We start from the raw sequence: 22,932 nt of genomic DNA on the forward strand, positions 1-22,932 counted from the left end.
ATTGCTAGATTCTAATAACTTAATAGATATATTAAGCATAGAAATTATGTGGTTACAATAGCAGAGAGGATACACCTGTTCCCATTCCGAACACAGAAGTTAAGCTCTCTAGCGCTGATGGTACTTGGTGGGAAACTGCCTGGGAGAGTAGGACGTAGCCACGTAATTTTTTTTATTTATTAAGTTTCTTATTTTTAAAGTACTATTTTTGAAGTGTGTTATAAATACTTTGTATAAATACATATAATAGTTTAAAGAGATTGATTCTTTAAATATAGGGTGTAACTCTTATAGATATGTACTTTTAAATAAGAAAGGAGATAGATAAGTAAGTGTCTGTAATCAATAGTTTTATTTTACAATATGGATTAATCTCTGTATTTGTATTAATTATGATTGAGTATGCTTGTTTTCCATTACCTAGTGAAGTTGTTTTACCATTATGCGGAGCAATTGCTGCAAGAAATCATTTTGGATTTTTGACAATTCTAATTTTAAGTATAATTGCAGGTATACTTGGTTCAATATTTTGTTACACAGTAGGAAATTGGGGTGGTAAATCTATCATAAATAAAATAGTAGAGATATGTCCAAAGGCAAGAAAAGGAATATTTGCATCTCAGGACTATTTTAATAAATATTCTTCTATTTCTGTTTGTGTATGTAGATTAATTCCATTATGTAGAACATACATATCTTTTATAGCAGGTATAGCAGGTCAAAATATTATAACTTTTGTAATATCATCTCTTGTGGGAATTACCATATGGAATACTTCCTTAATTAGTATTGGGTATATTTTCTCAGAGAGTTGGGTAAAAATAATGTCGCATTATAATGATTATAAATTCCTAGTTCTAATTATACCAATATCTATAATTATCATTGGGTTTGCTATTAAGTCATATATACATAAAAAACATCACAAGATAAGATTATAAAAAAATAGTAGATTTTCTCATTATTTTCTATACTTACTGTAAGATTTAAATGCTTGAGTTAATTTCTAATAATCAAAATCCCCGTTTTTAGCCTAGTGTGGAAACGGGGATTTTTAATGCCAAATAGGTAGTGAATATGTTGAATTTAATAATGAAATAGCATATTAAGTAGTAATTAATATATAATTAATTATCAGTTTTATTTTTATATATGGCTATTTTTTCTTGAATATCCAAGTACACTTATTACAAAAGAAACAATGAATAAGGTTATAACTGTGATGCAAGTTACTAACAAATAGGATTGTGTTGAAGTTGGAATAGCGGAAAATCCAGGTCCATCCTCAAAATATTTGATGAAATAGAAAATAGGAACGACGAAAAGTAATCCTAGTGTCTGTGCTGAACGGAAGCCAAACCAATATGTAAGAGGTAAGCAAATAGCAGTGCAAGTAAGTGGCAAAATAATTGACGCAATGATAGATAAGCCCAAGAGATTGATTTCAAAATTACTATAGAAAATGCTGCTCATTAAACTAAATATAATGCTTCCAGATAAACTGAAAACCAATGTGCATATAACAGAAATATACTTGCTTGCAACTACAGAATATCCACTAACAGGCATAGCTAATTGGTATCTTTTCCAGTTTACATTTTCATCACTTGCAAAACTTATAATATTTTGCATACCTATTGTAATAGAAAACATAATTGAAGTCATTAGCCCAGCATATATTCCCATATTCATAATGAGAAGGATAATAGCCGCTATTGAAATTATAATAAGTTTCTTATCAATACTTTTTAAAAAGAGATAGAAGTCTTTGTAGATTAATCCTCGCATAATATTCCTCCTTTGATATAGAAAAGCATAATATCTTCCAATGTTGCACTATCAACAATTACATCCTTATATTTTCTTCTTGTAGTCTCTTTATTATCAACTAAACATTCTATACTTACATTTGTTTGTCTGCAAATAAGATAATCATCTTGTGAGATAGTTTTAAATTTTTCTTTTCCACATCTAATAATTCCATAATTATAGATTAAGTTATCTTTTTGTTCTTCAAAAACAATTTTTCCTTTATGAATTAACACTACATAATCTGCAATTTTTTCTATATCTGATGTGATATGAGATGAAAAGAAAATGGAGTGTTCCTCATCTTGGATGAACTCTAAAAATAAATCCAAGATTTCATCTCGGCTAACAGGGTCAAGCCCAGTTGTTGCTTCATCTAGAATTAGAAGCTTTGGTTTATGAGCGATGGCACATATAATAGATAGTTTCATTTTCATTCCTTTAGAAAATGAGCCAATAGGTTTTTTAAATGGGAGATTGAATTTTTCTAGATAATGTTTATAAAGCGTATCATCCCATGATGTATATATGCCAGAGAGGATTTTTCCAATATGTTTTGCAGTAAAAATCTCATGAAAATTACACTCATCAAAGACAATACCGATATCATTTTTAATTGAATCTGTTGTATTGTCTACTCCAAATATTTCAATTTTTCCAGCGTCTTTTTCAAATTCATTTAATATCAAGTTGATTGTTGTACTTTTTCCAGCTCCATTTTCACCAATAAAACCAACAATTCTACCTTTTGGAACCCGAAATGAAATATTTTTTAATGAAAAATCATCAAAATCTTTATATAAGTTTTGAACTAAAACATTATTATTTTCCATAGTTTCACATCTCCTTAATCTTCATAGAATAATTTTAGAATATTTGTCATTTGCTCATAAGATATACCATGTGTACGACCAATTTCTGAAACTTTTTGTAATAATTCTTCTGCTATTCTTAACTGCTCTTCTTGAATGAACTCTTTATTTTGACTAGAAACAAAACTACCTTTACCAGAGACAGTTTCAATAAATCCATCACGAGTTAAATCCTCATATGCCCGTTGAACAGTAATTACACTTATATGTAAATCTTTTGCTAGACTTCTCATAGATGGGAGCATCTCACCAGCAGATAACGTTCCATTCATTATAAGATTTTTAATCTGTAAACATATTTGTTCATATATAGGTTTATCACTACTGTTGCTAATGATTATTTCCATTTAATCCTCCTATATTGTACTTATTGTACTTATTGGTTAAGTACAGTATAGGCTTATAAATAAGTATTGTCAAGATAATAAATATAAAAGAGAGAATAATGCAATAATTGATATATTGGTCAATATATTGTATATTTTTCACAGATACAGTATGGTTGTCCATCATAAGATATATCTATAAAGTTCAGTATATGACTATTGAAATAAGCTATAACCTGACAATTTTCAATTATTTCCGTAAAAAAATCTATAAGATATATCTACAGGTGATTTTTTCTTTAAAATAGAGAAAGAGGTATCATTAATTTATAAAATCGATTTTAGCTTATATCCTTTTATGCTAAAATGGTGTTAAGAAATGAAACAAATACTATTTATATAAAAGGGGTAAGAATATGGATATAATAGATAATCTAAGGGTACAAGGGGTAGATGAGAAACTTATTGAAGATGTACTGTATTTTAGACGTTATTATGCTCTAGAGAAAAATTTAGAATACAGGGTAACAAAGTCTAAAACTTATTTTTATGGAAGAGATATTTTGTCTATGTGTATAGCAGCTATTTTAGAAGAAGAAAATATATTATTATCAGGACCAAAGGCAACAGGAAAAAACTTACTTGCTGATAATTTGGGTGAGATATTTAATAGACCCCAATGGAATACATCATTTCATATAAATACAGACAGTTCCACACTTATAGGTACAGATACTTTTATAGATAATGAAGTTAAACTTAGAAGGGGTTCAGTCTATGAATGTGCCATCAATGGGGGCTTTGGTGTATTTGATGAAATTAACATGGCAAAGAATGATGCTATAGTTGTGGTACATTCAGCTTTAGATTATAGAAGATTGATTGATGTTCCTGGATATGAAAGAGTCAACCTACATCCAGCAACAAGATTTATTGGAACTATGAATTATGAATATGCAGGAACAAAAGAACTTAATGAAGCACTAGTATCTAGATTTATGGTAATAGATATTCCTCCTATAGAAGAAGACAAGTTAATGATGATTTTAAAAAATGAATTTTCAGATGCTAATGAAGAAAAATTAATGCATTTCGCAGGAATATTTTTAGATTTACAATTGAAGTCTCAAAATGGTGAAATATCTAGTAAAGCTATTGACTTACGTGGTCTTATGGCATCTCTTAAGGCTATAAGAAGAGGCTTGAAACCAACTCTTGCAATTAATATGGGGATTACAGGAAAGACTTTCGATATATATGAAAAAGAAATGGTTGGAGATGTAATTAAAACTAGAATACCTAATAAATGGGAGAGTACAGATGTATTTCCAATAAGTCATATTTAATATAGGTGAGATTATGAAATGGATATATGATGATTATGAATTTGAAAATAGAGCTAATAACTTATCTTGGACAATAGCTGGTGATTACAATGAGAATATAGACATATCAGAAAAAGATTACTCATCAAAAGAAATAGGTCTATATTTTGCAATAATTGCAGGAGCTAGAAGAAAGTATGTAGATTGGGATATAGTTAAAAAATATCTTACAAATAGAATTAGAAAAGGATATGACAAAGATATTATATTGGGTCTAATTCAAGTTATATTAAATACAATAGTTGAAGAAAAAGCCATTAAAGATAGGCCAGGAATAGAAGATATAAGAAGAAATGCTTATAAAGATATTGTTTCACGTTTTACCAAAATACACAACGACAATATTATGGATAAAATTAAATATGCATTTGTACTTTATAATATGGACAAGCATCCAGCATTAGACAGTTTGACTAGAAGAATAGTTAATGACATAAGGAATGTAGATACAAATCAAGATATTATGGCGATTTTAAAAGCATTAGATGTTATATATTTAACTTATTTTGAATATATATTAAATGGAGAAGAAAGTAGTTCTACATATGATGAAAATAATGTAAAAGATGTTGAAGTAAACTTTGATACATTTGCTGACTTTATGTATGAAGAACTTTATAGTGAAGAAGAAGAAAATATTATTGAAAGTGATATAGATTCTATATCTTCATCTATGCTTGTAGAAGGAGTGGGAGATTTTGAAGATTCTCAATCTAGTAATTCAGCAGATAGAGTTATATATGTTGATGAAGAGACTGCAAATAAAATATATTCAAAGATAGAACATTATTATGGAAAAACTTATTTGAGTAAAGGTGAAATTAAGAAGATTGAAACACAAAACTGTAGAAATGTTCATGAAGGGTGTAGAATCCACTTTACGGATGGAGTTCTTAGAAGTGAGTGTAATAATGTATTCCAACTAAAATATGTAACAAGACAAAAAGAAAATAATTTAGGAAAATTTAGAGAACATGCTAGAATGTATAGACAGCAGATAAAAAGATTAAAAGAAAGTTTAGCTAGAATTTTAATAGAAGAAAATGCTAAAACTAGAGTGTACTCTGATTGTGGCACTATATTAGCAAATAGAGCTTGGAGAGTGGGTAGAAGTAATAATAATAAAATATTTTATAAAGATATAGAAAATGAAAAAGGGAAATATGTTATTGATATATTATTGGATGCAAGTGGTTCTCAAAGTAGAAATCAAGGAAATGTAGCAATTCAGGCTTATATAATAGCAAATGCTCTAACAGAAGTTGGTATACCAAATAGAGTTATGGGATTCTCTAGTTTTTTAGACTATACAATATTAAAAAGATTTAAAGATTATGATGATAGTTTAAAAAATAGTGAAAATATCTTTGAATACTTTTGTGCGGGTAATAATAGAGATGGTTTAGCTATAAAATCCATATGTAGTGGTCTAATAAATAGAGATGAAGAAAATAAAATTTTGATAGTTCTTAGTGATGGAAGACCAAATGATGTAAAGATAGGAAAAAATAGTGAGAGAACCTTAAGAGGAGAAAAAGCTTATAGAGGTATAATTGGTTTGAGAGATACAGCAAATGAAGTAAGAAAGGCTAGAAAACAAAATATATTGGTATTAGGAGTATTTACAGGGAAAGAATCAGAGCTTGAAGCTGAAAGATTAATATATGGAAATGATTTTATATATTCAAAAGATATAACTAGATTTTCTGATGTGGTTTCAATGTATTTGAAGAAGATAATTAGAAATTAATTAAAGTTGTAAAAAATAATTTATATACATAAAAATATAAAAACAAATAAAATCTGTAAAAAATGTAGAAATTTTCACAGAAAAGGTATACAATGATTTATATAGAAAATGATTTAAGAATAATTTAAAAATTAAATATATAATATTATAGGTTCTTCAAGCAAGATTAATAGGGAAAAAGGTTAAATTCCTTTACAGCCCCCGCTACTGTGATGCAGACGAAACTTTTGTTAGCCACTATGATGATATATTTTTATATTTCATGGGAAGGAAGAGGAGTAGGAAGAAGCTAAGTCAGGAGACCTGCCTAAAATATTAAAGTAATTTCTTCGGGGATGGAGAAAGTTTCTTATAATAATTATACAGATATGTTTATTTTATGTGTTTGTATTTGGATTGTCAAAAATTAGAAGCCTAACCATCGAGTTAGGCTTTTTTATTTTTAAAATAAATCAGACATGTATTATTTATATTTTAATTATTAGAAAAGGGAGAGAGGGGATAGTAAAATGAAACAAAATATCAAATTAGGGGTTATAGCTGCACTTATGTTAATCATTTTAACTCCAGTTACATCAAATGCAATGCACATAATGGAAGGGTACTTACCAGTAAAATGGTCTATAGCATGGGGAGTTATATTTATACCATTTTTCTTAGTAGGACTAAAATCGATAGGAAAAATAGTAAAGCAAGACCCTAAAAAGAAAGTATTATTAGCACTATGTGGAGCATTTGTATTTGTGTTGTCAGCACTAAAAATACCTTCAGTAACAGGAAGTTGTTCACATCCTACTGGAGTAGGTCTTGGAGCAATAATGTTTGGACCAAGTGTAATGTTTGTTCTTGGAACTATAGTTTTAATATTCCAAGCATTACTATTAGCGCATGGAGGAATAACTACTTTAGGAGCTAATGCTTTTTCAATGGCTATTATAGGACCAATTATATCATTCTTAATATTTAAAGCATTAAAGAAAAAAGACGGAAATAATGCAATACCAGTATTTCTTGCAGCAGCAATAGGAGATTTGGCTACATATACGATAACTTCGATACAGTTAGCACTGGCTTTTCCAGACCCATCAGGTGGAGTGATGGCTTCAGCAATTAAGTTTTTAGGAATTTTCTTTATGACTCAAATACCAATAGCAATAGCAGAAGGTATACTTACTGTAATTGTATATAACTTAGTTACAGAAAATGGAGAAAAAAGCATACTAGAAAATAATGATAAAGGAGTTAAAGCTAATGAGTGCTAAAACAAAAACGAAAACTAATATATTACTACTTTTATTAGTAGTGGCTCTTATTATATTCCCATTACTTGTTAACTCAGGTGCTGAATATGGAGGAGCAGATGGTGAAGCTGAAAGTGAAATTACTAAAATAAATCCAGATTATGAACCATGGTTTAGTAGTCCATATGAGCCACCAAGTGGAGAAATAGAAAGTTTATTATTCTCTGCACAAGCGGCATTAGGTGCAGGTGTAATAGGATACATATTAGGTGTTCAAAAAGGAAAGAGAAGTTAATTATGCTTATAATTGATAAATATGCATATACAAATAGATTAAGTAAAGTAAATCCAAATAAAAAAGTAGTCATAGGAGTAATCTTTCTGATTGCTTCTATGGTAATAAAAAATATATTTGTTTTAAGTGGAATTATGATTTTAATGAGTATTTTAGTTGTTTGTGTGGCTGGAATAGATTTAAAGAATTATTTAAAATTACTCAGAATACCAATGTACTTTTTATTTCTTAGTATAGGAATAACTCTTGTAAATATATCTTTTAATAAGGCAGACTTATTATACAGTTTTAAAATTTTTAGTTTCAATGTAGGAATATCAAAAGCATCTATTGACATGTCTATTCACGTGTTATTTAGAGCTATGTCTTGTTTGACTTGTGTGTATTTTTGTATACTTACAACACCTTTTAATCAATTAATATTCTTCTTTAAAAAAATGCATTTGCCTGATACTTTTGTTGAATTATCAATGTTAATATATAGGTTTATATTCATATTTTTAGAGGAATTCTCAGAAATATATAAATCACAAGAACTAAGATTTGGGTACATAAATTTAAAAACTTCATATAAATCCTTAGGAATTCTTGGAAGTATGCTGTACAAAAGACTTATGACAAGGTATGATGATATGTGCATATCATTAGACATAAAATTGTATGATGGTAAATTTCACATAGTAGGGGATAATGATGTTTAAAATAAATAATTTAACTTATCAATATGAAAAGAATGCTAATGCATTATTAAACATTAATATGGATTTCTCAAAGGGAAATGTTATAGGTATAATAGGTTCAAATGGTTCAGGAAAATCAACATTATTTATGAATTTAATGGGTATATTAAAACCTACATCTGGAGAAATTCTTTTTAAAGAAGAAAAATTAAAATATGATAAAAAAAGTTTGTATAATCTTAGAAAAAATGTGGGTATTGTCTTTCAAGACCCAGAAAAACAAATTTTCTATTCAAAAGTATACGACGATATAGCATTTGCAATGAGAAATATTGGTATAGATGAAAAAACAATTAAAGAGAGAATAAACAAAGCTCTAGTAGCTGTTAATGGAATAGATTTTATAGATAGACCAGTACATTTTTTAAGTTATGGTCAGAAAAAAAGGGTAGCAATAGCATCAGTTATAGCAATGGAAAATGAAATTATATTGCTTGATGAGCCTACAGCTGGTTTAGACCCAGTAAGTACTAGGTCTATTGTAGATATAATAAAGGGATTGAATAAAGATAATATAAAAATAGTAATATCCAGTCATGATATGAATCTAATGTATGAAATATGCGATTACATATATGTATTGGATAAGGGGATTTTAATTGATGAAGGAAAAGCAGAAGACGTATTTGTAAATGAAAATAACATTATACAAGCTGGCTTAGAATCCCCATGGTTAGTAAAGATACATAAAAATATGAATCTACCTTTATTTAAGAAAGAAGAAGATTTGTATAAGTACTGGAAAGAAAGAGAACTTAATACAAACAAATAATTAAGCCCTAAACCTATTTTAAAAAAATAGATTTATATATAATAACCCTTAACCTAGACCCCTTAAAGGTGCCTTATGATTCCCCAAATCATAAGGTTATTTTTTTTATTAAGTAGTAAAATAAATTATGTGGAAAAGTGTTATTTAATTGTAATATATTGGAAATAATCTATTAGTATAATACATAATTATAATTTGAAGTAATTCATATTTTAGATTAAAATATATTTATGGCTGTTAACAGGAGGAGAAATATGAATTTAGATACATTAAATCCTGCTCAAAGAGAAGCAGTAGAAAAGACTGAGGGTCCAGTACTTATACTGGCTGGAGCTGGTTCAGGTAAAACTAAGGTATTAACAACAAGAATGGCATATCTTATAGAAGATAAAGGTGTACAACCACCAAATATATTAGCTATAACATTTACAAACAAAGCTGCAAATGAAATGAGAGAGAGAGTTGAACAAAATATAGGCTCTGAAACTAAGGAAATGTGGATAAGTACATTCCATTCTTGTTGTGTTCGTATACTAAGAAAAGACATAAATAAGATTGGTTACAACAGGAGTTTTGTAATTTATGATGCTGCGGACCAAGTTACATTGGTTAAAGACTGTCTTAAAGAATTAAATTTAAGTGATAAGGTGTTTGAGCCAAAAGCAGTTATAAGTGCCATTTCAGGAGCAAAAGACAAGCTTTATACTCCAAAACAGTTTAAAGATATCAACATGGCAGATAATAGAATGAGTAAGATTGCAGACATTTATGCATTATATCAAGACCGTTTAAAAAGAAATAGTGCACTTGATTTTGATGATTTAATACTTAAAACTGTAGAGCTTTTTAAGGCTAATGAAGAAGTGCTTGCATATTATAGAAGTAGATTTAGATACATAATGGTAGATGAGTATCAAGATACAAGTAAAGCTCAGTATGAGCTGATAAAATTATTAGCAAGAGAACATCAAAATATTTGCGTTGTTGGAGATGATGACCAAAGTATTTATGGATGGAGAGGTGCAGACATAAGAAATATACTTGAATTTGAGAAAGATTACGATAATGTACATGTTGTAAAATTGGAACAAAATTATAGGTCTACACAAGTGATATTAGATGCAGCTAATAAAGTTATATCTAATAATATAGAAAGAAAAAGGAAAAAACTTTGGAGTGAAAAAAAAGAAGGAGAGCTTATAAAGATACAATTAACTGGTAGTGAAATAGAAGAAGCTGATTTTATTTCTGATTCAATTGCACAAATAGCTAGAAAAGAGAAGAGACCTTATAAAGACTTCGCAGTACTTTATAGAGCAAATGCACAAGCTAGACCTGTAGAGGATGCTTTAAATAGAAGTCAAATACCATACAATATATATGGTGGTACAAAATTTTATGAGAGAAAAGAAATAAAGGATTTATTGGCGTATTTAAGAGTTATTCAAAATCCACAAGATGATATATCTATAAAAAGAATTATAAACGTACCTAGAAGGGGTATAGGGCTTAGAACGATAGAAAAAATTGAAGATAGAGCTAATTTAAAGCAGGAGAGTATATATTCAGTACTAATTGATATAGAGACAAATTCAGATATATCTACTAAAGCAAGAGCAAGTATAAGTGGATTTGTTGATATTATAGGGACTCTTAGAACTATAAAAGAAGTATATCCTGTTAGTAAACTTATAGAAAAAGTCTTGGATACCACAGGATACATGGATGAGCTTGTAGAGATAAGAAATAAAAATGAAAAAGATTTAACTGGTAAAGGTGAGGAAGCTCAAGATAGAATTGATAACTTAAGAGAATTTATATCTATAGCTTTGGAGTTTGAAGGTAGTAACGATGAGAATTATGAAAATAAAGATTTAGAGACATTTTTAACTAGTATAGCACTTACGTCTGAATCAAATGATGAAGAAGACAATGATAGAGTTTCTCTTATGACAATTCATACATCTAAAGGACTGGAATTCCCTGTAGTATTCTTAATAGGCATGGAAGAAGGATTATTCCCTATATCAAGAGCCATAAAATCTCTAAGTGATTCACAGATAGAAGAAGAGAGAAGACTTTGTTATGTTGGTATAACTAGGGCTAAAGAAGAGTTGTATATGTCATTGACAGAGAAGAGGACATTATATGGTAAAACGAATGTTGCAATAGCTTCAAGATTTATGGAGGAATTACCAGAAGAATGTATAGAAAGACTGTACAAAGTAAAAAAAGAGCTGAGTTACTCTAAAGCAAGTTATAATATGTTAGATAAATATACTAAAAAGTATATGAATACTATAAGTAAATCTAAAGTGGCAGATAAAGTTAATGCAACGATAAAGGATTCTAATAAAGAAACTAATCCAGATGATATACAACTTGGTTCTAAAGTACATCATCCTAAATTTGGGGTTGGTACAGTAGTATCCATAATTGGAACAGATGTTACTATAGCTTTTGACAAGCAGGGAATTAAAAAAATAAATAAAGAGTATACAACACTAAATATTTTATAAAGGAGGTTAATAAAGAATGGATAGTATAAATTTTGCTAAAGACTTAATAAACTTTATATATGATAGTCCATCATCTTTTCATGCAGTTGATAGTGCTAAAGAAATTCTAGATAAAAATGGATTTCAAGAACTAACTTTGAATCATAAGTGGAACCTAAAAGTAGGTGGAAAATACTATGTTACTAAAAATTTATCTGCTATAGTGGCTTTTGTAGTTAATTCAGAAGACATAGAGAAAGATGGATTTAGGATAATAGGTTCTCATTCAGATTCTCCTACATTTAGTATTAAACCAAATGCAGAAATAGAAGCTGAAAAATCTTATTTAAAGTTGAATACAGAGTGTTATGGAGGGGCAATATTGAGTACATGGCTAGATAGACCTCTCGGGATAGCTGGTAGGGTAGTTTTAAAGAGTGATAATATATTAAAACCAAGTGAAAGACTTATAGACTTTAAAAAGCCAATTTGTATAATACCAAATCTAGCTATACATTTAAATAGAAGTATAAATGATGGTCATTCATATAACAAACAAAAAGATATGTTACCTTTGGTTGGTCTGTTAAATGATACATTAGAAAAAGACAACTTTCTTTTAAAACAAATAGCATCTAATTTGGATGTAAACATGGAAGATGTTATAGATTTTGATTTATTTTTATATGAATTTGAAAAAGGAAGCTTAATAGGGGCTAATGATGAATTTATATCTATTGGAAGACAAGACAATCTTGCAATGGTACATGCTAGTTTAAATGCTCTTGTTGATACTAAAGGTAAAAATGGCGTAAATGTAATGGCTGTATTTGATAATGAAGAAGTTGGTAGTTCTACTAAACAAGGTGCAGATTCAAACATGCTATTAAATATATTAGAGAGAATCTGTTTATCAATAGGTAAAGATAGAGAAGAGTTTTTTGAGTCTATTTATTCATCTTTTATGATATCATCAGATTTGGCTCATGCTATACATCCAAACACTCCAGAAAAACATGACCCAACTAATAAACCAGTTATGGGAAAAGGTCCAGTTATAAAGATAAATGCTAGTCAGGCATATACAAGTGATGGATATTCTATAGCTGTTTATAAAAATATATGTAGAGAAGCTAATGTTGAGTATCAAGAATTTGTCAATAGGTCAGATGAAAGAGGTGGAAGTACTATAGGGCCAATATCTTCTACTCATATAGATATACCATCTGTGGATGTGGGAAGTCCAATTTTAGCAATGCACTCTATAAGAGAATTAGGCAATGTTGAGGACCATTATAGTATATATAAAACATTTAGTAAGTTTTTTGAAATATAAATATAAGATAAACAATTTGGAGATGAGACTATGAAATTAGGATTATGCTTAGAGGGTGGAGGCGCAAAAGGAGCTTACCAGGCTGGAGTAGTAAAGGCATTGTATGATGGAGGAATAAATAAATTTTATTCAATTTCAGGGACATCAATAGGAGCAATAAATGGATATTATTTGTACACAGGTAATGTTGATAAGTTGGAAAAAATGTGGACAAATATAAAAGATATCCAGAATGGAAATGTAAAAATAGTAAATAATACTGTGGATAACTCTCCTGCTATAGACAATTTAAGGGAACTGGATGATAGCAAAATAGAAGAAATGAACTTTTATGTTAATTATGTAGAAGTCAATAATAAGGTAGTATCAGAAAAGATTGTTAATGTATCAAAAATGACTCGTAATGAAGCAATTATCAGCATTTCATACAGTGGATTGTTACCATCGAATCCAAAGGCTACTCTTGGATTTAAAGAACAATTTGTAAAAGATGTTCAAGAAGGACTCTATGATGGTTTTAAATTAGATGGAGGTCTAATTAGGAGTGCATTAATTGAACCTTTAATTGGGGATAATGTGGATAAGATTATTTTAATATCAACAAAATATAATTATGAGTTACCAGAAGATATTAAAAAAATATATGATGAAGACAGAATAATAGTAGTTAGACCAAATACTCAATTTGCACCTAAAGACACTCTTAATTTTGATGATGAGTTTTGCAAAGCTATTTACCAAGAAGGATATGAAATAGGAAAAAATATACTTGATAGACTTTAATTTAGAGTATAATATAATAAATGTAATTGTATAATTTAACTAATGAAAAGGAAGGTAATGAATTATGGAAAATAAAAATCCTATAGTAACTATAGAAATGGAAAATGGAAAAGAAATTAAAATTGAGTTATATCCAAATATAGCACCAAACACAGTTAAAAACTTTGTATCGTTAGTAAATGAAGGATATTATAATGGTATAATCTTTCATAGGGTAATACCAGGATTTATGATACAAGGTGGATGCCCAAATGGTACAGGAATGGGTGGGCCAGGTCACTCTATAAAAGGTGAATTTAGTGGTAATGGATTTACTAACAATTTAAAACATGAGAGAGGAGTCATATCAATGGCTAGAACTATGGCACCTAACTCAGCAGGTTCTCAATTTTTCATAATGCATAAAAACTCACCACATTTAGATGGTCAATATGCAGGTTTTGGTAGAGTAATAGAAGGTATAGATGTTGTTGATGAAATAGCATCAGTTAGAACAGATGCAGGTGATAAGCCACAAACTCCACAAGTTATGAAATCTGTTACTGTGGAGACTTTTGGAATAGATTACTCAGATGTAGAAAAAAACTAAAACATATATAAAATTTAACTATAAGTAAAGATATATGTTGTTTAATGAAGATAAAGTGGGATGTAGTTGCGTCTTTAGACGAATACATCTCATTTTTTAATTTGTTTTATATAAGGAAAAGTTATATCAAAATATTAAATGGTAAATTACAAAATATATTAATTAAAAATAGTATTGAATTTTCAAATTATTTATTCTATAAAATTATTATTATGAAATTTTAATTGAAAGGTAAAGTATAATTAAAAAAAGTTTACTAAAATTATTTTTATCTAAGTTTTTATATAATAATATATTAAATAGATACAGAAGATATATGGAAAACACTTATTTCAGTATTTTTTGAAGTTATTTTATCTATTTTATTTAAGAAAAATAAGTTTTTTTGTACTTTTTGTTTATAAAAAAATATCATTATGGAAATATATTCTATTTACAATTTTATAACTTTGGTTTACAATAATAGAGACAATAAATCCTAAAAAACATAAGAAGAAAAAAGTGCTTAATATTTGAGAGAGACTGGTTTAGTTTACACCAGCTAGGCCAGTCAAGGAATAATTTAAAGTGTAATATATAATAATGAAAAAGAACATGTTATTAGAAATTTCTAATACATGTTCTTTTTTTGTAGAAATTAGTATTATTATATAAATATTTAATGAGTAAATTTCTAACTATGCTGTAACTAAGTATGTACTTTAACATAGTATAATATAGACCCAAAATGGAGGGATTATAAATGAGAAATATTATACTTTATTTAAATGATGATACCTTTATATCAAAAAAATATCCAGATAAAAATTTTAGTTTTTTAGAATATTGTTTGATAGGAACTAAATATTCAAGTACTTTTATAGAAGAAAGGCTCCTTACTTTTTTTAAAGTAAGAATACCAAAGATATTAAAAGATAAAAATATATTAAAAGCAGAGTTATTTATTCATATTAATTCAGAGAATAATTATGTTTTTAATGAAAAAATAGATATTGAAGTAAAAAGAATAGTCGAATATTATAATTCAAGGACTATATCATGGAATGATAAATTGCCTATAGAAAATATTGGAGGATATCTACCAATTGGCATAAGTGATACATCTAATTATATTTGTTTAAATATTACAAATGTTGTAAAAGCATGGGCAGTAGGTAAATATCCTAATTATGGATTAGCTCTATCTTTAAACTATCCTTGTAAAATTATAGAATTTACGTCTAGTAGAGGACGTAACAAACCATATATACTTATAACGTTTGAAGAAAGAAAAAAAGAGTGTTGTCCTCCTAAATCTTGGTGTCCTCCAATGGGAATAACTGGCCCAACAGGGGCAACTGGAGCAACCGGCCCAATGGGAGCAACCGGCCCAACAGGAAATACAGGAGCAACGGGAGAAATAGGACCGATGGGAGTAACTGGTCCAACAGGGAATACAGGAGCAACTGGTCCAACAGGAAACACAGGAGTAACAGGGGAAATAGGACCAACAGGAAATACAGGAGCAACGGGAGAAATAGGACCGATGGGAGTAACCGGTCCAACAGGGAATACAGGAGCAACGGGAGAAACAGGAGCAACAGGAAACACAGGAGCAACAGGAGAAATAGGACTGATGGGAGCAACTGGCCCAACAGGGAATACAGGAGCAACTGGAGAAATAGGTCCAACAGGAGCAACTGGTCCAACAGGAAACACAGGAGTGACAGGGGAAATAGGCCCAACAGGAAATACAGGAGCAACGGGAGAAATAGGACCGATGGGAGTAACTGGTCCAACAGGGAATACAGGAGCAACTGGTCCAACAGGAAACACAGGAGTAACAGGGGAAATAGGACCAACAGGAAATACAGGAGCAACGGGAGAAATAGGACCGATGGGAGTAACCGGTCCAACAGGAAATACAGGAGCAACGGGAGAAACAGGAGCAACAGGAAACACAGGAGCAACAGGAGAAATAGGACTGATGGGAGCAACTGGCCCAACAGGGAATACAGGAGAGACAGGAGCAACAGGAAACACAGGAGCAACAGGAGAAATAGGACCGATGGGAGCAACTGGTCCAACAGGGAATACAGGAGCAACGGGAGAAATAGGCCCAACAGGAGCAACAGGAATAGGAATAACAGGCCCAACGGGCGCAACAGGAGCAATAGGGCCAACAGGAAATACAGGAGCAACGGGAGAAATAGGACCGATGGGAGCAACCGGTCCAACAGGGAATACAGGAGAGACAGGAGCAACCGGTCCAACAGGAAACACAGGAGTGACAGGGGAAATAGGCTCAACGGGAGCAACCGGTCCAACAGGAAACACAGGAGTGACAGGGGAAATAGGCCCAACGGGAGCAACCGGTCCAACAGGAAGCACAGGAGTGACAGGGGAAATAGGGCCAACAGGAGCAACCGGTCCAATAGGAAACACAGGAGCGACTGGGGAGATAGGCCCAACAGGAGCAACCGGTCCAACAGGAAGCACAGGAGCGACAGGGGAGATAGGTCTAACAGGAGTAACCGGTCCAACAGGAAACACAGGAACGACAGGGGAGATAGGGCCAACAGGAGCAACCGGTCCAACAGGAAGCACAGGAGTGACAGGGGAAATAGGGCCAACAGGAGCAACCGGTCCAACAGGAAGCACAGGAGCGACAGGGGAGATAGGCCCAACAGGAAATACAGGAGTGACAGGAGAAATAGGGCCAACGGGAGTAACAGGTCCAACAGGAAACACAGGAGCGACAGGGGAAATAGGGCCAACAGGAGCAACAGGAAATACAGGAGAAATAGGTCCAACAGGAGTAACCGGCCCAACAGGAAATACAGGAGCAACGGGAGTAACTGGTCCAACCGGAGCGACAGGCAATTCCTCACAGCCGATTGCTAACTTTCTTTTAAACGCACCATCTGCACAAATTTTAGGCAATGGGGAAGCTATAAAAAATTGGCAGGCAGTGATAGGAAATAGTTCAAGTATAACAGTAGATGCAAATGGGGCATTTAAAGTACAAGAAAATGGTGTGTACTATATCTCAGTTTCAATAGCATTGCAACCAGGTTCATCAAGTATAAATCAATACTCTTTTTCATTTTTATTTCCTGTTTTAGGAGGTAAAGACTTAGCAGGTCTTACTACTGAACCAGGTGGTGGAGGTTTGATTTCTGGATATTTCGTTGGTTTTCTATTTGGTGGAACTACATTTACTATAAATAACTTTTCATCCGTGTCAGTAGGAATACTAAATGGTCAATCAGCAGGAACAGCAGCTACTTTGACTATATTTAGAATAGCTGATACTATTATGACTTAATTTTATATTTAATATATCTACAACAAAAAAACTGTTTCAAATATATATTTGAAACAGTTTTTTATTGTTTAAAAATTTTATATTATTTAAAGTTCTTAATTGCAGTAGTTAAATTAGGCACTAATTGTTTCTTTCTAGATACAACACCTGGTGCAAATGTACCTTGAACACCCTCAACACCAAAAGCATCAGCAATTAATCTATCTTCTGCTTTATAAATTAAATAAGAACCTTCTTTGATTATATCTGTAACTGCAAGAACCAATTTATCATAATCAGTTGAATTTATATAAGATAAAAAGTCATCTTTTTTAGCAAATATAGAGTCTATGTCTAAAGTAAATACTTGTCCAATACCAACTCTGTGTCCACTCATATTAAACTCTTTAAAGTCCATATTTACTATTTCTTCTATAGTATATTCATCTAGAGAAGTACCACATTTAAACATATCCATAGCATATTTTTCCATATCTATTTTTGCTATTTTACTTAGTTCTTCACAAGCTCTTTTATCCATGTCAGTTGTTGTTGGAGATTTAAATAATAATGTATCTGATAATATAGCAGATAAAAGAAGTCCGGCTATTTCATAAGGTATCTCAACATTATTTTCTTTGTACATTTGATAAATTATAGTACTATTACATCCAACAGGCATAACTCTAAAAGACATAGGAACATCAGTAGAAATACCACCAAGTTTATGATGGTCAACTATTTCAACTATATTTGCCTGTTCAATTCCATCAGCACTTTGAGCATATTCATTATGGTCAACTAAAACAACATTCTTTTTAGTTGGATTTAATAGATGACCTTTTGAAATCAGTCCTAAAAACTTATTATCATCATCTAATATAGGATAAGATCTGAAGTTTGTCTCTAGCATAATCTCTTTTATTTCATCCATGTAGTCATCTTCTTTGAATGTAATTAAATTTTCTGTAGCTTCTATAGAGTCCAAGAAACTACACTGATTTATCACATTAGAAGTTTTGTAGTTGTCACTTTCAACAGAAACAACAGACACTCCATTTATTTTAGCAAGAGCTAGCAAGTCTTTTGAAATTTCTGTATGATTAGTAAGTATTAAAAGTTTAACTTTTGTATCAATGGCATATTCAATACTATCATATCTGTCACCAACGATAGCTATGTCTCCCTCTTTTAAAGTTTCTATTAGGGTTTCCATACCAAATGATAAAGTAACCACTCTACCTTTTACATCCTCTCCGCAATTCACAAGGATAGTACCATCAAGATTTTTACAAATGTTTGATAGTGATGTGTGTATAGTTGTAAAGTGTTGATGAAGTAGGTTTTTAGCTATTTCTTTCATAGTAATGATACCAGCAAAAGTTCCATCATCATAAGTTACAGGTAGTGTTTTAACATTTTTTTCATCCATAAGATTATAAGCCTCTAATATAGATGAAGTTGGAGTTAAAGGTACTACTTTATCATAATTTAAATCTCTAACTTGTATTCTAACATTATCTAAGATTTCAGGTGCATCTACCTTAAAGTAATCTAAGGCATATTTAGCTTCTTTTCTGATATCTCCTAAAGCATAAGCTGTTGCTTTCATTCCTAATTTGTTCTTTAAATGTGCTAATGAAATTGCAGAACATATTGAATCTGTATCTGGATTTTTATGTCCGAAAACTAATAAACTCATTTTAATACTCCTTTCAAAACTTGAATATAATAATAATTGATAAAAATATTATATCAAAAGGTGGTGAGTATTTGTTGTAAAAAGAAAAAAATTTAGTGAAAAAATATTATATAAAATTTTATTTCTTACATAAATACTGCGAATTTAATATAAAAATTATTATTATATTATACTTTTACCCAATCATATACACAATTAAATTTACTTTTATTTGAAATAAATTGATTAAATATACCTGCGAAAAAATTAATTAATATGATAATAAATTAAAAATTTATAAATATTTTATACTATAAAAATTTTTGTATATATATTATAAGTAAAAAATTAACGGATTTAACATAAAACTTATTTATACATATGAAAAGCATAATTATGCTATATTGATTAAAAAATAACTTATATAAACTATAATAATTCCAGTTTATATTTTTAAAAAAATTATACAGAGGTTGTAGAAAGAAAAATTGCATATAAATCAAAAATAATCGTTATTTTATGAAAATACGACAAAAATTTTATCTTATATTTATACAAATAATACATAAATAACATATAAAATTTAATAAGTAAAAAAAGTGAAAGATATAAATTATCATTTTAGTATTTTATTTAGTCAAAGTAAATTATTTAAATGAAAAATATCTCATTTAGATAAAAAATTTAAATAAAAGTAAAAAAAATAATGTATTTGTTAAAAAATAAATTGACAAAATATTCAGAAAAAAACTTCTTGACCTAGGAGCACAAAGTAAATAAAATCTAAAGTATAGAGATGAAATCTATAAAATTATTTTAAGTATAAGTAAAAATATAGATGATGCATTTAAGATTTATAAAAATAGGAGATGCATAATTATTTAGGGAGGTTTTTAGTATGGAGAAAAAAGAAAAGGTTGTAGAAAAATCAAGTGTTGAAGTATGTAGTCCTGAAATTGTGAATAGTGTTGAGACATTAAGAATAAGATTAGAAGAAATAAGACTAGCACAAAAAGAATTTGCAACATTTACACAAGAGCAAGTGGATAAAATTTTCTTAGCTGCTTCAACTGCAGCAAATCAACAAAGAATACCTCTAGCAAAGATGGCAGTAGAAGAGACTGGTATGGGTATTGTTGAAGATAAAGTTATAAAAAATCATTTTGCGTCAGAATATATCTATAATGCTTATAAAGATACTAAAACTTGTGGTGTCATAGAAAAAGATGAAGCATTTGGTTTTACAAGGATTGCTGAACCAGTAGGTGTTTTATCAGCAGTTATACCAACAACTAATCCTACATCAACAGCAATATTTAAATCTCTAATAGCACTAAAAACTAGAAATGGTATAATTTTCTCTCCTCATCCAAGAGCTAAAAACTGTACTATAGAAGCTGCTAGAGTTGTACATGATGCAGCAGTCAAGGCGGGTGCACCAAAAGGACTTATAGGTTGGGTAGATGTACCTTCAATCGAACTTACTAATGTTGTTATGGCAGAGGCAGACCTTATATTGGCTACTGGTGGACCTGGAATGGTTAAGTCTGCGTATTCTTCAGGAAAGCCAGCTGTTGGAGTTGGACCTGGAAATGTACCTGCAATAATAGATGAGAGTGCAGATGTAAAAATGGCTGTAAGTTCAATATTGGTATCAAAATCATTTGACAATGGTATGATATGTGCTTCTGAGCAAGCAGTGATAGTACCAGAAAAAATATATGAAGAAGTTAAAAAAGAATTTAAATATCGTGGAGCACATTTTTTAACTAAAGAAGAAACAGAAAAAGTAGGAAAAGTAGTAATAATTGATGGTTCATTAAATGCTAAAATAGTTGGACAACCAGCTCATATTATAGCTAAAATGGCAGATGTAGAAGTTCCAAAAACAGCTAGAATAATAATTGGTGAAGTAGAATCTGTTGAATTAGATGAACCTTTTGCACATGAAAAACTTTCTCCTGTACTTGCAATGTATAAATCTAAAAGTTTTGAAGATGCAGTTGCTAAAGCTGAAAAATTAGTTGCAGATGGTGGATATGGTCATACATCTTCATTATATGCAGACGCTATAAATCATCCAGATAGAGTAGAAAAGTTTGTAAATGCAATGAAGACTTGTAGAGTACTAGTTAATACTCCATCATCACAAGGTGGTATAGGTGACTTATATAACTTTAAATTAGCACCATCTCTTACTCTTGGTTGTGGTTCTTGGGGTGGAAACTCAGTATCTGAAAACGTAGGAGTAAAGCATTTACTTAATATCAAGACAGTAGCTGAAAGGAGAGAGAATATGCTTTGGTTTAGAGCACCAGAAAAAGTTTATTTCAAAAAAGGATGTTTAGGTGTAGCAGCAAGAGAATTTAAAGATGTTATGGATAAAAAGAAAGCTTTTATAGTAACAGACTCTTTCCTTTATAATAATGGATACACTAAGAAACTAACTGATTTATTAGATGAGATGGGAATTAAGCATACTACATTCTTTGATGTTGCTCCAGACCCAACATTAGCTTGTGCAAGAGAAGGAGCTAAAGCCATGGCTGATTTCCAACCAGATTTAATAATAGCTGTAGGTGGAGGTAGTGCAATGGATGCTGGCAAGATAATGTGGGTAATGTATGAGCATCCAGAGGTAGACTTCCAAGATTTGGCTATGAGATTTATGGATATAAGAAAGAGAGTATACGTATTCCCTAAGATGGGTGAAAAAGCATACTTTGCTGCTATCCCAACTTCAGCAGGAACTGGCTCAGAAGTAACTCCATTTGCAGTTATAACTGACCAAGATTCAGGTGTAAAATATCCATTAGCAGATTATGAATTAATGCCAAACATGGCTATAATTGATGCTGATATGATGATGGAAATGCCACCAAGATTAACAGCAGCATCAGGTGTTGATGCATTAACACATGCCCTAGAAGCATATGTATCTATGTTAAGAACTGAACCAGCTGATGGATTGGCACTTCAAGCAGGTAAGATAATATTTGAATATCTACCTCGTGCATACAAAAATGGAAAGAATGATAAAGAAGCAAGAGAAAAAATGGCAATGGCATCTACTATGGCAGGTATGTCTTTTGCAAATGCCTTCTTAGGAATATGCCACTCTTTAGCACATAAATTAGGTGCATTCCACCATGTTCAACACGGTGTTGCAAATGCATTGTTAATAAATGAAGTAATCAAGTTCAATTGTGCAGAAGCTCCAAATAAGATGGGTGCATTCTCACAATACAGATATCCTGATTGTATACAAAGATATGCTGAATTTGCTTCTTTTGCAGGAATTAAGGGAAACACAGACCAAGAAAAAGTAGATAACCTTATAAAAGCAATAGATGACTTAAAGGCAAGAGTAGGTCTTCCTAAGACTATAAAAGAGGCTGGGGTAGAGGAATCTAAATTCTTAGAAGGATTGGATGCTATGGTTGAACAAGCTTTTGATGACCAATGTACAGGAGCTAATCCTAGATACCCATTGATGAGTGAATTAAAAGAGATATATCTAAAAGTTTATTATGGTAAATAATATTCATTGTACAATATATGTTCTATTA

Annotated in this window: 17 protein-coding genes, 1 rRNA gene and 1 riboswitch; of the genes, 14 read left to right on the top strand and 4 right to left on the bottom strand. The window is 30.4% G+C overall.

The window, feature by feature from the left end:
* Nucleotides 1-47 precede the first annotated feature (47 nt).
* Nucleotides 48-164: ribosomal RNA gene (gene rrf, locus ACTG45_RS02205) — 5S ribosomal RNA — on the top strand.
* A 168-nt stretch (nt 165-332) separates the two neighbouring features.
* The gene (locus tag ACTG45_RS02210) at nt 333-941 is read left to right on the top strand and encodes a DedA family protein (protein WP_479919720.1); all 609 of its coding nucleotides are present in this window, start codon (nt 333-335) and stop codon (nt 939-941) included.
* 205 nt (nt 942-1,146) lie between these two features.
* On the opposite strand, the gene ACTG45_RS02215 is transcribed toward ACTG45_RS02210, so the two are convergent.
* The 3 genes from ACTG45_RS02215 to ACTG45_RS02225 are packed head-to-tail and all read right to left on the bottom strand — an operon-like array spanning nt 1,147 to nt 3,028.
* Nucleotides 1,147-1,788, bottom strand: coding sequence for an ABC-2 transporter permease (locus ACTG45_RS02215; RefSeq protein WP_479919721.1), 642 nt, complete (start codon nt 1,786-1,788; stop codon nt 1,147-1,149).
* Nucleotides 1,776-2,642 (bottom strand): ABC transporter ATP-binding protein, encoded by an 867-nt coding sequence (locus tag ACTG45_RS02220; protein ID WP_479917997.1) that lies wholly within the window; start codon nt 2,640-2,642, stop codon nt 1,776-1,778. Before ACTG45_RS02220 ends, ACTG45_RS02215 begins: the two co-directional genes overlap by 13 nt.
* A gap of 14 nt (nt 2,643-2,656) precedes the next feature.
* Entirely contained in the window at nt 2,657-3,028 is a 372-nt protein-coding gene (locus ACTG45_RS02225) for a GntR family transcriptional regulator (RefSeq protein ID WP_021382894.1), read from the bottom strand.
* Between the two features lie 395 nt (nt 3,029-3,423).
* Between ACTG45_RS02225 and ACTG45_RS02230 the strand changes: the two genes are divergently transcribed.
* The 11 genes from ACTG45_RS02230 (at nt 3,424) to ACTG45_RS02280 (ending at nt 17,703) form a co-directional block, all read left to right on the top strand.
* Nucleotides 3,424-4,353, top strand: a complete 930-nt coding sequence (locus tag ACTG45_RS02230) for an AAA family ATPase (protein WP_479917998.1) — start codon at nt 3,424-3,426, stop codon at nt 4,351-4,353.
* A gap of 13 nt (nt 4,354-4,366) precedes the next feature.
* Entirely contained in the window at nt 4,367-6,142 is a 1,776-nt protein-coding gene (locus ACTG45_RS02235) for a vWA domain-containing protein (protein WP_479917999.1), read from the top strand.
* 132 nt (nt 6,143-6,274) lie between these two features.
* Nucleotides 6,275-6,467: riboswitch (cobalamin riboswitch) on the top strand.
* Between the two features lie 184 nt (nt 6,468-6,651).
* Nucleotides 6,652-7,404: an energy-coupling factor ABC transporter permease gene (locus ACTG45_RS02240; RefSeq protein WP_479918000.1), complete on the top strand. Its 753-nt coding sequence runs from the start codon at nt 6,652-6,654 to the stop codon at nt 7,402-7,404.
* Nucleotides 7,394-7,678: an energy-coupling factor ABC transporter substrate-binding protein gene (locus ACTG45_RS02245; RefSeq protein ID WP_021382896.1), complete on the top strand. Its 285-nt coding sequence runs from the start codon at nt 7,394-7,396 to the stop codon at nt 7,676-7,678. The genes ACTG45_RS02240 and ACTG45_RS02245 overlap by 11 nt, the downstream gene beginning before the upstream one ends.
* Before the next feature lie 2 nt (nt 7,679-7,680).
* Nucleotides 7,681-8,379, top strand: a complete 699-nt coding sequence (cbiQ, locus tag ACTG45_RS02250; RefSeq protein WP_479919722.1) for a cobalt ECF transporter T component CbiQ — start codon at nt 7,681-7,683, stop codon at nt 8,377-8,379.
* A complete protein-coding gene (locus ACTG45_RS02255) occupies nt 8,372-9,190 on the top strand; it encodes an energy-coupling factor ABC transporter ATP-binding protein (RefSeq protein WP_479918001.1) in 819 nt (272 codons plus the stop codon). The genes cbiQ and ACTG45_RS02255 overlap by 8 nt, the downstream gene beginning before the upstream one ends.
* A 254-nt stretch (nt 9,191-9,444) precedes the next feature.
* On the top strand, nt 9,445-11,709 hold the full coding sequence (locus ACTG45_RS02260; protein ID WP_479918002.1) for a DUF3553 domain-containing protein: 2,265 nt from the start codon (nt 9,445-9,447) through the stop codon (nt 11,707-11,709).
* 16 nt (nt 11,710-11,725) lie between these two features.
* Entirely contained in the window at nt 11,726-13,024 is a 1,299-nt protein-coding gene (locus ACTG45_RS02265; protein WP_479918003.1) for a M18 family aminopeptidase, read from the top strand.
* Nucleotides 13,025-13,054: 30 nt separating this feature from the next.
* Nucleotides 13,055-13,807 carry a patatin-like phospholipase family protein gene (locus ACTG45_RS02270; protein WP_021382895.1) on the top strand — a complete coding sequence of 251 codons (753 nt, stop codon included), beginning with the start codon at nt 13,055-13,057 and terminating at the stop codon, nt 13,805-13,807.
* Nucleotides 13,808-13,871: 64 nt separating this feature from the next.
* On the top strand, nt 13,872-14,396 hold the full coding sequence (locus ACTG45_RS02275; RefSeq protein WP_479918004.1) for a peptidylprolyl isomerase: 525 nt from the start codon (nt 13,872-13,874) through the stop codon (nt 14,394-14,396).
* Nucleotides 14,397-15,138: 742 nt separating this feature from the next.
* A complete protein-coding gene (locus tag ACTG45_RS02280) occupies nt 15,139-17,703 on the top strand; it encodes a DNRLRE domain-containing protein (RefSeq protein ID WP_479919723.1) in 2,565 nt (854 codons plus the stop codon).
* 82 nt (nt 17,704-17,785) lie between these two features.
* Here ACTG45_RS02280 and ACTG45_RS02285 read toward each other — a convergent pair whose 3' ends face one another.
* Nucleotides 17,786-19,384: a putative manganese-dependent inorganic diphosphatase gene (locus tag ACTG45_RS02285; protein WP_021382899.1), complete on the bottom strand. Its 1,599-nt coding sequence runs from the start codon at nt 19,382-19,384 to the stop codon at nt 17,786-17,788.
* An 877-nt stretch (nt 19,385-20,261) separates the two neighbouring features.
* Here ACTG45_RS02285 and adhE point away from each other — a divergent pair.
* A complete protein-coding gene (gene adhE, locus ACTG45_RS02290; protein WP_479918005.1) occupies nt 20,262-22,904 on the top strand; it encodes a bifunctional acetaldehyde-CoA/alcohol dehydrogenase in 2,643 nt (880 codons plus the stop codon).
* Nucleotides 22,905-22,932: the final 28 nt, after the last annotated feature.

Source organism: Clostridioides sp. LIBA-7602 (assembly GCF_056688945.1).